The following is a 12,083-nucleotide window of genomic DNA, read 5'->3' as shown; positions in this document are numbered from 1 at the left end:
GGGTGCGAAATCACCCGAGGGTATGACGTGGCCGTGAGCTGAGGTTTCTAGGGTCGTAGCTATGAAGCAGCAGAGCCGTGCCCGGATGAAGCGGTTGACGGGGCGAATGTGGTTCGACGTGTTGACCGTGCTCGTCGCCCTCATCTTCTTCGCGGTGGCGTGGCCGACGCTGCACCTCACCCACGCGGTGCCGGGGGCGGTGCAGCCGTTCATCGCGGCGCTCGCCGCATTGCCGGTGCTGCTCATCCGGGTCAACCCCGCGCTCGGCTGGGCCATCTCGGCAGGCTCCGGCATGCTCATCTCGCTGGCGATTCAGCATCAGCCCAACAACGATCTGCCGATCCAGGTCGTGCACATCCTGAGCCTGTTCGTGCTGCTGTTCGCGGTGGCGGTGCGGGCGACCGTGCCGATCATCGGCGTGGCATGGGTCGCGACCTCGCTGCTGCTCGGCACGACGATGTCGAACAGCAGCACGGTGTGGGCGTGGCCGATCGCGCTCGGCGCGGTGGTGCTGTTCGGCCTGCTCGTGCGCTGGTTGGTGCTCTCCCGCCAGCAGTTGGTGAAGCAGGAAGAGGAGAACGAGGTCGAGCGGGCCCGAAGGGCGATCCTGGAGGAGAAGGCCCGCATCGCCCGCGACCTGCACGATGTGGTGGCGCATCACATGTCGCTGGTGGTGGTGCAGGCGCAGACCGCGCCCTATCGGGTCGAGGGCGTAACCCCGGCGGCCCGTGCCGAATTCGAGTCGATCGGCGCCACCGCCCGCGAGGCGCTGAACGAGATCCGCGGCATGCTCGGCGTGCTGCGCAGCGACGGCCAAACCCCCGACACCGCACCGCAACCCAAGGCCGCCGATGTGCCGGGCCTGTTCGAGGCCGCGCTGCGCGCAGGCGTGCGCATCGCATGGACGATCGACGGCGCGCCCGAAACCGTCCCTGACGCGCCGGGGCTCGCGCTCTACCGGATCGCGCAGGAGTCGCTGTCCAATGCCTCGCGGCACGCACCGGAGGCGCCCATCCAGGTGCACCTGCGGGTCGGGCCGGTGCTCGAGCTCGTCGTGCGCAACGGCCCGTCGACGACTGTCGCGCGCCCGGTCGGCAACGGCGGCCACGGCATCGCGGGCATGCAGGCCCGCGCCCTCGCGGTCGGCGGCGAACTCACCGCAGGCCCGAGCGCCGACGGCGGCTTCGAGGTGCACGCCAAGCTGCCGCTGAGCCAGGGCGCCACGCTCGACACCGCCGTGCTCTGAACATCTATCCGTCGCCCGGCGTGCACCTGCCCCGCAGACCCGCGTCTGCTCGGTCGAGCCCATAGCTGAGCCGTCTCGCCGGTGCGTGTCAGGTCCGCCTAAGGTAGAGCGGTGGCAATAACCGTGTTGATCGCCGACGACCAGGCGATGGTGCGCCAGGGTTTCGGTGCCCTGCTCGCCGCCCAGCCCGACATCAGCGTGGTGGGGGATGCTCCGGACGGGAAGATCGCGGTGGCCGAGGCCAAGCGGTTGCGCCCGGATGTGGTCCTGATGGACGTGCGCATGCCGGAGATGAACGGGCTCGACGCGGCGCGCGCCATCCTGGCCGCCGGATTCGACCCGCCGGTGCGGGTGCTGATGCTCACCACCTTCGACATCGACGACTACGTCTACGAGGCGCTGAGCCTCGGCGCGAGCGGGTTCCTGCTCAAGGACGCGCCCGCCGAGGAACTCGTTCGCGCGGTCCGGGTGGTCGCCGACGGCCAGGCGCTGCTCGCCCCGACGGTCACCCGGCGGCTCATCGCCGATGTCACCAAGCGCCGCTCCGCCGCCCGCGCCAAGCCGACGCCCGCGCTGGCCTCGCTCACGCCGCGCGAGCGGGAGGTGCTGGAGCTGATCGCGAAGGGCATGTCCAACACCGAGATCGCGGAGTCACTGTTCGTCGCCGAGCAGACCGTGAAAACCCATGTGTCCAAGGTGTTTTCGAAGCTGAACCTGCGCGACCGCGCGCAGGCGGTCGTCCTTGCCTACGAGTCCGGTCTGGTCACGCCTGGCTGACGGGTGCGCCGGTCAGTCCGGGCAGCTGCCGCCGCGCAGTTCGGACAGGTGCCTGCCGAGCAGCACGGCGATCCGGTCCATGATGGTGGTCGAGTCCTCGTAGGTCCCCGAATCCGCCTGTGCGGCAAGGGCGACGGCGACCAAGCCGGAGGTGGTCGGCACGATGCCGAACTGGCGGACCGTGTAGGCGCCGGTGTCGTCGTCGGGCCCCCAGCCGCCCTTGAACGCCGCGCCGTCCAAAGCGCCGAGCCCCCAGGCCTGGTCGGGGGTGATCTCCGACATCAGCGCGGGCACCTGGAAAGTGTGTGGCAGGCACGGCAACCGGGACGCGAAGCGCACCTGATTGGCCAGCGTCCATTCGGTCTGCCCGAAGGCGGTGTAGTCCAACCTGGTTCGTGGGCCTGCCACGCCGGTGGTGGAGTCGCCCGCCTCGTCCAGCACGTCCTGTACCGCCTTCGCCGCCTCCAGCCCGTCGCCGAGGGACTGCCAGAGTGCTTCGGCCGCATCGTTGTCGGACACGGTGATCGCGGCCTCGGCCTCCTCGGCGATGCGCTCGTCCTGATCGTGCCGCAGCGCGGCGATAGCAAGCGGCACCTTGATGGTCGACCAGGCGATGCCGCTGGTCCAGTCGCCGAAAATGGTCATCCGGCCACCGCCGACCGGCATGATCGCCATGCCGACCTGGCCGCCCAGATTCGGTTGCAGCTGAGTGAAATCCGCGGCGAGCGAATCCGGGATCGAGACCGAAAGGCCCGGCCGGAACGATCCGGCGGTGTCGACGATGACGGCGGGCCGGTCGTCGGTGTTCCTATTGCCGGGAAGCAGTGCGCACGAGGTCGATACGAGCAACGCGAGCAGGGCGGTGCCGCGCAACGCCGAGCGGCGCGCGAACCGTGTTCCCGTGGACATCACCACCGCGTCCTCCCCACCACCAGTGCGTGTCATCGCTGTGCCTCGGCGGTGCAAAATTAGCTCATCGGATCCACCCGATCGGTAACCGGGCGTAACACCATCATGACGGCATCGTAGAGCCGTTCACCCGACGATGATGCCTTCCGCATAGTTTCGCCGATAGTCATGAAGAATTCGAAACTGCGTGGCCAGGAGGCCATACCGCTCTGCGTACCCGCCTGAGCGGCCGTGCGATCGCGTCGGATGGCCATCGTTTCATGGTGCCGCCGCCGGGCGAATTCTCCGGCTCGACGTGCTTCGGCGGGCCGCTTCTGGCAGTGTTTGGTCAGCACTCGGCGCGAGTGGGGAGACGGACGGACCCTGCCTCCAGCCGCGTTCGCTATGCTCCAGGATCTGTATGACGCGCTCGGACGTGACCTCCGGACGCCGCGGCGTTACCTGAAGGGGGCGTGTTGCTGACCAGCGGTGAGGTGTTCGCCGGGTTCACCATCGAAAGGCTGCTCGGGCAGGGCGGCATGGGATCGGTGTATCTGGCCCGACATCCAAGGCTGCCTCGGCAAACCGCGCTGAAGCTGCTCAATCGTGAGCTGTTCACCGACAAAGAGGTTCGGGCGCGGTTCGAGCGGGAGGCCGATCTCGCCGCGCAACTCGATCACCCGAACATCGTCGCCGTGTACGACCGCGGCACCGAGGACGACCAGCTGTGGATCTCCATGCAGTACGTCGACGGCGTCGACGCGGCAACGGTGAACCCGCACAATCTGCCGCCGGAGCGGGCGGTGCAGATCATCGAGGGTGTCGCCGAGGCACTGGATTACGCGCACGGCATGGGCGTGCTGCACCGGGACGTGAAGCCCGCCAACATCATGCTGGCCCGCGGCGGCCACCGCGAGCGGGTCTTTCTCACCGACTTCGGCATCGCCAGGCTGCGTGAGGATTCCACGCATCTGACCCAGACCGGGATGTTCACTGCCACCCTTGCCTACGCCTCGCCGGAGCAGATGACCGGCGCGCACCTCGACCACCGCTCCGACCAGTATTCGCTGGCGTGCGCGCTGTATTGGCTGCTGACCGGGGTCGCCCCGTTCGACGCGCCTGCTCCTGCCGAGATCATCCGCGGCCACCTGCAGCTGGCACCTCCCTCGGCGGCGGCGCTGCGGCAAGGTCTGCCCGCGGCGATGGACGCGGTCATCGCGGTGGCCATGGCGAAGCGCCCGGAGCACCGGTTCCCGTCCTGCGCCGAATTCGCCGCTGCCGCACGGCAAGCGCTCACGGCTCCGACGCACGCGATGCCCCAGTACACCCCGCAGCCCGCCCCGACGATGCAGGCGCAGCAGGGGTCCGGCGGGTACCCCGGATCGCCGCTCGCGTATGGGGCGCCGCTCGCCACCTCGGGGCCGACCAACACGGCGGGGCCGAGTACCGGTGCGCCGCAGTACGGGCCGAGCGCAAGCGGGTTGCAGTACGGGCCGAGTTTCGGTGCCGGGCAGCAGTTCCCGCCGACCGGATACGGCGCGCCGGTCGACTCGAGCAGCGGTCAGCAGTTCGCCTCGGTCGGCCAGAGCGGCGTCACGTATCCACCGAACTCCGGTGCTGGGCAAGCGTTCTCGCCGTCCGGTCCGCCGCCGATCGGGTACGGACCGAATCAAGGCCCCGGCTATCAGCGGCCGCCAGGTCCGCCGCGTCGCTCGAATACCGCGCTCATCGTGGTGATCTCACTGGTCGCGGTGATCGCGCTCGTCGTCACCGGGGTCGTGCTCGCGTTCGCGGGCGACTCGGATTCGCCGTCGTCGCCGTCGAGCACCGGAAAGTCCACCGCGGCAGGCACACCCACCGACCCGAACGCCCTCGCCAAGTCGTTCCCCAAGCTGGTACCGCAGGGTGTCGACACCAAGTACGGCATCGGCAGCGGGCCAGGCTACGAGGGAAAGACCTGCTTCCTCGACACTTCCAAGACCGGCGGCAAGCCGTCCAGCGACGACGACGCGCCCGCCTTCCCCAAGTGGGAGACCGCCTGGAACTGCTGGGGCGTGCCGATCGACCAGCCCGACTACCTCGCGGTCGCCTTCAAGACGCCGGAGGACGCCAAGGCGGCGCTGCTCGACCTGCCGTCGAACACCAAGGCGACCGAGAGCAACGGCGGCAAGTCCTACACCACTTACCGCTGGAAGAAGGACGGCGGCGGCCTGCCGGACGGGTTCGTCGTTGTGAGCTTCGAGTCCGACCCGGCGCGGGCGAACTACCTGCTCTACGCCAGCGTCACGCTCACCGACAGCATGCCCGACTCCGGGTTCGGCCTGACCATGGCCAAGTTCAAGGCCTGGTTCACCGACTTACCGTTGTAGCCACCGCGATTCAGTCGACGGCCAGCGCCTCCACGATCGGCAGCCGTGCCGCGCGCAGCGCAGGCGGGATCGAGCCGAGCAGCGCGAGCCCGAGCGCCGCGGTGCCGTACACCAGCAGCATCGGGCTCGGCCGGTAGAGGACGTCGATGGTGAGCGCGTGCGCGATGGCGGCGGTCGCCAGGTACTGCACCCCGATGCCGACCACGAGACCCAGTGCGGCGCCGACCAATCCGATGCCCGCCGCCTCGGCGAGCACCGAGCGCATCAGGAACTTGCGGTTGGTGCCCATGGCCCGCAGCACGCCGAGCTCTCTGCGCCGCTCGAGCACCGACAGCATCAACGTGTTCAACAGCGCCACCGTGGCCACCAGCACCACGATCCAGAGGATGGAGTTGCTCATCGCCGAGCCTTGCCGAATGCTGGACGCGGCCGCGACCACGGTGTTCGGCCCGGTGTCCACGTGCAGCTCCGCGGGCACCACCTGCCGGATCGCCGCCAGCACGGCCGTGCGATCCGCGCCTGGCGCGAAGTTGGCGGTGAGGACCGTCTCGCCGGGCCGCTCGTACCACTGCCGCAACAGGTCGAGGTCCATCATGACCACGCCTGCGATCGCCGAGAAGTACGGAACCACCTGCACTACGGTCACCGAGTGCGTGCCGGTCGGGGTCGGCAGGGTCAGCGTGGCGCCGACGTCGACGCCGAGCGAGCGCGCCACGTCCCGCGAGACCGCCACGCCCTGACCGGCGGACAACCGCGCGACGGCGGCATCGTCGAGCATGCCCATCCTGGTCTCGCGTGCGTTGGGCGGGAAGCCCTGCAACATCACCCGTCCGCCGCCGAGGGTGGCGAAGGCCATCTGCGCCTCACTCGTCGACGCGACGCCGGGGATCGCGGCGACCTTCTCGGTGAGTCCGGCGGGCAGCAGCGGGCCGGTCGGGAACTCCGCCAGCGAGGCCGGGGTGATGTACACGTCGTTCTTGGCAAGGTCTTTGAAGGTTGTGGCGGCGGAATCGACCATATTGGTCGAGGCGCCGCTCATGGAGACCGTGGCGGCCACGCCGATCATCACCGTCATCGCCGTCGCCCACACCCGGCGCGGCGCGCGCTCGAGGGTGGTTGCGCCGAGCGCGCCCGGCGCGCCGAAGACGCGGGCGATCGCCGCCGTGCACCGGACGATCGGGCCGATCGCGGCGTAGCAGAGCACGACCGACGCGAGGATCGCCAACGAGATGCCGCCCAGCGAATACCGGCCGAGATCCAGCTCGGCGGCCACGATCGCCACCACGCCGAGGCCGAGGCCGAGCACCACCGCACCCCACCGCATCAGCGGGCTGGTCCGGTCCGTGCGGCCGACGCCGACCGGAGCCAGCGCCTCGATAGGTTCCACCCGATACACCTGGCGCGCGGCCAGTCCGGCCGCGAACACGCTGGCGAACACACAGGCGGCGACGGCGAACGGAATCGCGTACCAGGGCACCAGGTATTCGGTGCGTGCCTCGACCGAGGACATCACCGCGACGGGCAGCTGACCGATGGCGATGCGGCCCATGAAGATGCCGATCACGGCGCCGACCGCGCCGCCGAACAGGCCGAGCAGCGCGGCCTCGGCGAGCAGGTCACGCACCATCGGACCGCGCTTGCCGCCGATCGCCCGCAGCAACGACAGCATCGGCCTGCGTTGTGCGATCGCCATGCTCATCGCGTTGTAGATGAGGAACGCCGAAACGATCAGTGCGGCAGCCGAAGCCATCAGCGTGGAGTACCGCACCAGCTGAATCGCACCGCCTGCCTGCGCGGTGCGCAGGGTCGGATCGGCAACGACCGCACGGCCTTCGACGACCGAGGTCAGTTCGGCGCGCAGGTCCTCGACCGAGGTGCCCTGTGCGGGAACGACCTGAATGGAGTCGAGCCGCCCGACCCGTTCGGTGACCCGCTGCGCGAGTCCGATGGGTGCGGCGATGATGTGGCCGCCGTTGAGACGCTCGGACGACGTGCCGTCGATAACGGCTGCGACGGTGACGGTTCCGGAGCCGAGGCGGAACTGCTCGCCCTCCCGGTAGCCCATCGCGGCGCCGACCAGCACACCGTTGGGCACCGTGAGCAGCTTGCCCGTCTGTGCGGCCATCGGCCCGGCCAGCTCGCTGCCCAATGCCGCGATGTTGGTGTCGGCGCCGATCAGCAGCGCCCTGCGGTCGCCGGTGCCGAGCTGGGCGCGCAACATGGGCACCGCCTTGTCGACACCGGGTGTGGTCGCAACCCGTTGCAGCAGTTGCTGATCGAACCCGGCGTCGGTGATGCCGGTGACCTCGAGCGCGGCCCGGCCGCCGAGACTCTGGGTGAGCCGCTCCACCGATCCGGTGACCGAGCCGGAGATGCTCATCACCGCGACAAGCAGGCCCGCCGAAACCCCCATCACCACCAGGGACATCATGGTGCGCGCGCGATGCACGAGCAGATCGCCGATATTGAACAGCCGCAACCGATCCCATGCGGTTGCGATCATGCGCTGACCGAACGCTCGACGCTGTCGTTCGAGCCGATCCGCCCGTCGCGCAACGTGATCACCCGGTCGCAGTAGGCCACCGCGCCCATGTCGTGGGTCACCATCACCACGGAATTGCCTGCGCCGGCGATCTCGCCGAGCAGGGCCAGAATCGAAGCGCCGGTCTTGGAATCCAGGTTGCCGGTCGGTTCGTCGGCCAGGATCAGCGCCGGGTCCATGATCAGCGCCCGTGCCACCGCGACCCGCTGCATCTGGCCGCCGGACAACTCGGCGGGGCGGTGGTTCGCGCGGTCGCTGAGCCCGACCTGGTCGAGCAGTTCCAGCGCGCGCGGCTTGGCCTTGCGCATTCCGGTGCCGTCCAGCAACTTCGGGATCGCGACGTTCTCCCAGGCGGACAGAGTCGGCAGCAGGTTGAAGAACTGGAAGATGAAACCGACCCGCTTGCGCCGGAACTCGGATTGGCTGTCCTCGTCCAGGGTGCCGATCTCGTTGCCCTGGAAGCGGATCGAACCGCTGTTCGGCGTGTCCAGCGCGCCGAGCAGATGCAACAACGTGCTCTTGCCCGACCCGGACGGCCCGATGATCGAGGTGAATTCGCCCTGCTCGATGCGCAGGCTGATCCCGTCGAGCGCGCGCACCGTCTGCCCGCCGACCCGGTACTCCTTGGTCACTTCGGATAATTCGAGCATCGCGTGCTTCGGCATCGTTGTCCCCCGGTCTGTTCCGTCGATCACCAGCTGTTGATCCTTAGTCGCCCGTCAGCGCGCCATGACTTCCGACACGTGGTGGCGGCGACGATACTGGGCATCGAGCACGGCGCGCAGCACCGGTTGTTCGGCGGCGAGCTCGAGGTAGGCCTCGATCGCCGACTGTCCTTGGGACAGTGCCTGATCCAGCTTGGCATCGAGATGGATGTTCCATCGATAGCGCAGTGCGAGCAACAGCCCATCGGCGTCGCCGAACAGTCGGGTCAGGTCGGGAATGCCGTCGAACAGCCGTGGATCGGCCGGGTCGGCCGCGGCGCGGGCAAGCACCAGATGCACGATGTCGGTGCGGGCGTGCTGATCTTTCCAGGACATGAGCCTCGCCTTCCGTTGACGATGTGCCTCACGCTACGGACGAGACGGTCTTTCTGTCTTCGTGCCGTGGACCCGAATCTGTCTCCGACCACGGTAGGAGAAGCCGCCCGCTTCCGGAACGATGCATGGGCCGGTACCAGGCGGTTAGCCTTACCGCATGGGTGTGATCGGCGTCTCCACCCCGGCAGGCGAGCAGCGGCCGGTGGTCGGTGCGTTCCGGCGGGCCGGTGCGTCGCTCGGCCGGTCCAAGCAGCGCGTCATCGAATTCGCGCGGCAGCCGGTGACCTCGTTCCAGCGCCGCGTCGAGGAACTGCCCTTCGACTATCCGCCGTCGGTCATCATCGCGGTCGATCTGGCGCTGTTCGTCGTCGCCGTCTCGGCGGCGATCCAGCGGCACAGCTACTTTCCGACCGCACTCCCGATCCTCGCCGTGCTGTTGACCACCGCATTCGGCCCGATGTACGCGTTCCTCGGCGTGATGCCGCGGCCGCTGACACTCGGCCTCTTCGCGATGACCGCGGAGGCGTTGTTCCTGGCCCAGCCCGTCTCGCCCGACCTCGCGCCCTTCGTGCTTGTTGCCGCGGCGGGTGAGGTGGCGGCCATCGCACGCAAGCGGATCAGCGTGCCGATCACCGCCGCGATGATGATCGAACTGGTGGTCTTCGACATGAACGACCATCTGTCCCAAGGCTTGCCGACCTACCTGGTCGGCGTCGCGTTCGGGTGGATGGCCGGGGTGATGCTGCAATACCAGCGCCGCTTCCTCTACCAGGAGCGCGGCTACCAGGACATCCGTGCCGCGCAAGCCGCCGACGAGGAGCGCCGCCGGATCGCCCGTGAGGTGCACGACGTGATCGCGCACTCGTTGAGCATCACCCTGTTGCATCTCACCGCGGCACGGCATGCGCTGCAGACCGATCGCGATGTCGAGGACGCGGTGGAATCGCTGACCGACGCCGAACAGCTCGGCCGCCAGGCGATGGCCGATATCCGGCGCACCGTCGGGCTGCTCGACGCGCGTCCGTCCAAGCTGGTCCCGGAACCGGGCGTAGAGGATATTCAGGGCCTGGTAGGTGATTTCGCGCGCGCAGGCCTGGAGGTGCGCTACCTGAGCACCGGCGATCTCCGCGCGATATCGCCCGCGCTCGGCCTCGCGCTGTATCGAATCGGCCAGGAGTCCCTCGCCAATGTCGTCAAGCACGCGCCGGGCGGGTCCGCGTCCGTCCACGTGGACGTCGACGGCACCGAGGTGACATTGACGGTGCACAACAGCGCGCCGGCCGGTCTACCGGTCCACCCGGGCAGCGGAATGGGCGTCTCCGGAATGCGGCAGCGCGCCGAACTGCTCGGCGGCCGGATGAACGCGGGCAGGGATGACGACGGCTGGTCGGTCCGGGCCGCCATTCCGCTCGCCCCCACCCGCGGCGGCATCTCGTGCGCGATATTGCCAGGGCTGCTGCACGGCTTGACGGAACCTCGCAAGGCACAGGAGGCGTGATGGGACACACTCGCGCGGCGCTGAGACATGCGCGCACCGGGCGCAGACAGCTGCGCATCAGGCGCAGCACGCCGATGAGCACCTGCGGGACGCGGGAGATCGGGTGACAGCGGCATCGCCCGCGGGCGCCGAGGACCCGGTGACCGTGCTGGTGGTCGACGACCAGGAGCTCGTCCGCGGTGGCCTGCGCCGGATCCTGCGGCGGCGTGACGGTTTCGTCGTCACCGAATGCGCCGACGGCGACGAGGTGCTCGCCGCGGTCGCCGAGGAACGCCCGGACGTGGTGCTGATGGACCTGCGCATGAAACGGGTCGGCGGCATCGACGCCACCCGCCTGCTGCGCGCCCGCGACGGTGCGCCGCCAGTTCTGGTGCTGACCACCTTCGACGACGATCAGCTGCTCTCCGGCGCGCTGCGGGCGGGCGCGGCCGGTTTCATCCTGAAGGACTCGCCCGCCGAGGACCTCATTCGCGCGGTGCGGATGGTCGCGACCGGCGGTGCCTGGCTCGACCCGTCCGTCACCGAGCGGGTGCTGACCGCATACCGGACGGTACGCCCGAGTCCGGTACGTCCGAATGCCCGGCTTTCCGACCTCACCGCGCGCGAGTACGAGGTGCTCGAACTGATCGGGCGCGGCCGGGTGAACGCGGAAATCGCCCGCGAACTCGGCATCTCGGAAGTGACCGTGAAAAGCCATGTCGGACACATATTCGGCAAGCTCGAGCTGCGGGATCGGGCCGCGGCGATCGTCTTTGCGTTTGACCACGGGGTGGTGACACCCGGAGAATCCACTCTTTGACGGGCAGGCGGTCGCGAGATCTATGCGTGCACTCCTGGCCCGGGATGTGGAGGATTGACGGGGTGGAGACACCTGGGCCGCGAACCGGCACACGGTTCGGGCCGTACGAATTGCGGTCGATGCTGGGCAAGGGGGGCATGGGCGAGGTCTACGAGGCCTATGACACGGCCAAGGGCCGGGTAGTCGCGCTCAAGCTGCTGCACCAGGAACTCGCGGGCGATCCCGTCTACCAGGTCCGGTTCCGGCGCGAATCGCAAGCGGCCGCTCGGATCGCCGAGCCGCACATCATCCCGATTCACGACTGGGGTGTCATCGACGGTGTGCTGTTCATCGACATGCTGCGGGTGCCCGGCGTAGATCTGCGCACCCTGCTGCGCAAGGAGGGGCCGCTGAGCCCGATCCGCGCGGTGGGCATCATCGAGCAGATCGCGGGCGCGCTCGACGCCGCACACGCGGGCGGTCTGGTGCATCGTGACATCAAGCCCGCCAACATCTTGGTGACTGCCGCGGACTTCGCCTACCTCGTCGACTTCGGCCTCGCGCACACCGAGGGCGACAGCGCCGTCACGATGGTCGGCACGGCCGTCGGCTCCTACATCTACATGGCCCCGGAGCGCTTCGACGTCAGCGACGTTACCGGGCGCGCGGACATCTATTCGCTCGCCTGCGTCCTCCACGAGTGCCTGACGGGCGCGTCGCCTTTCCCGGCGGCCAGCATGAACGTGCTGATCCGGTCGCACTTATCCGATCCGCCGCCGCGGCCGAGCATGCAGGACGCGGGAATTCCGGCGGGGCTCGACACGGTGATCGCGCGGGGCATGGCCAAGAATCCGGCGGATCGCTGGCCGACCGCGTCGGCAATGGTAGGGGCCGCGCGCGCCGCGTTGACGGGTGCGCCCATCCCCGGTGTGCCCGCGCCGCAGG

10 protein-coding genes are annotated in these 12,083 nt (G+C 69.0%); 6 read left to right on the top strand and 4 right to left on the bottom strand.

The window, feature by feature from the left end:
* Positions 1-61 precede the first annotated feature (61 nt).
* Together NA11_RS18685 and NA11_RS18680 are read left to right on the top strand one after the other, a co-directional pair.
* On the top strand, positions 62-1,246 hold the full coding sequence (locus NA11_RS18685) for a sensor histidine kinase (RefSeq protein ID WP_069163218.1): 1,185 nt from the start codon (positions 62-64) through the stop codon (positions 1,244-1,246).
* Positions 1,247-1,357: 111 nt separating this feature from the next.
* Positions 1,358-2,023 carry a response regulator gene (locus NA11_RS18680; protein WP_069163217.1) on the top strand — a complete coding sequence of 222 codons (666 nt, stop codon included), beginning with the start codon at positions 1,358-1,360 and terminating at the stop codon, positions 2,021-2,023.
* Between the two features lie 12 nt (positions 2,024-2,035).
* Here NA11_RS18680 and NA11_RS18675 read toward each other — a convergent pair whose 3' ends face one another.
* Entirely contained in the window at positions 2,036-2,968 is a 933-nt protein-coding gene (locus NA11_RS18675) for a serine hydrolase (protein WP_245745953.1), read from the bottom strand.
* 416 nt (positions 2,969-3,384) lie between these two features.
* Here NA11_RS18675 and NA11_RS18670 point away from each other — a divergent pair, with 416 nt between their 5' ends.
* Positions 3,385-5,280 (top strand): serine/threonine-protein kinase, encoded by a 1,896-nt coding sequence (locus tag NA11_RS18670; protein WP_069163216.1) that lies wholly within the window; start codon positions 3,385-3,387, stop codon positions 5,278-5,280.
* Between the two features lie 10 nt (positions 5,281-5,290).
* Here NA11_RS18670 and NA11_RS18665 read toward each other — a convergent pair whose 3' ends face one another.
* From NA11_RS18665 to NA11_RS18655, 3 genes are read right to left on the bottom strand one after another with little or no spacing between them, the layout of a single operon-like run.
* Positions 5,291-7,783, bottom strand: a complete 2,493-nt coding sequence (locus NA11_RS18665) for an ABC transporter permease (RefSeq protein WP_069163215.1) — start codon at positions 7,781-7,783, stop codon at positions 5,291-5,293.
* The gene (locus tag NA11_RS18660; RefSeq protein WP_069163214.1) at positions 7,780-8,487 is read right to left on the bottom strand and encodes an ABC transporter ATP-binding protein; all 708 of its coding nucleotides are present in this window, start codon (positions 8,485-8,487) and stop codon (positions 7,780-7,782) included. The genes NA11_RS18665 and NA11_RS18660 overlap by 4 nt, the downstream gene beginning before the upstream one ends.
* A gap of 54 nt (positions 8,488-8,541) precedes the next feature.
* Positions 8,542-8,862: a hypothetical protein gene (locus NA11_RS18655; protein ID WP_069163213.1), complete on the bottom strand. Its 321-nt coding sequence runs from the start codon at positions 8,860-8,862 to the stop codon at positions 8,542-8,544.
* Between the two features lie 157 nt (positions 8,863-9,019).
* Here NA11_RS18655 and NA11_RS18650 point away from each other — a divergent pair, with 157 nt between their 5' ends.
* From NA11_RS18650 to NA11_RS18640, 3 genes are all read left to right on the top strand, one after another.
* Complete coding sequence (locus tag NA11_RS18650) at positions 9,020-10,360, top strand: sensor histidine kinase (protein ID WP_069163212.1); 1,341 nt, start codon at positions 9,020-9,022, stop codon at positions 10,358-10,360.
* Positions 10,361-10,463: 103 nt separating this feature from the next.
* Entirely contained in the window at positions 10,464-11,159 is a 696-nt protein-coding gene (locus NA11_RS18645; RefSeq protein WP_174567697.1) for a response regulator, read from the top strand.
* Between the two features lie 119 nt (positions 11,160-11,278).
* Positions 11,279-12,083 (top strand): serine/threonine-protein kinase (locus NA11_RS18640; RefSeq protein WP_245745951.1); only part of this gene is annotated, 805 nt, incomplete at its 3' end.

It is taken from the genome of Nocardia altamirensis NBRC 108246 (genome assembly GCF_001612685.1).
Classification (GTDB): Bacteria; Actinomycetota; Actinomycetes; order Mycobacteriales; family Mycobacteriaceae; genus Nocardia; species Nocardia altamirensis.
Note: the sequence above shows the minus strand (reverse complement) of the source record. Positions and strands in the feature narration are given on the sequence as shown.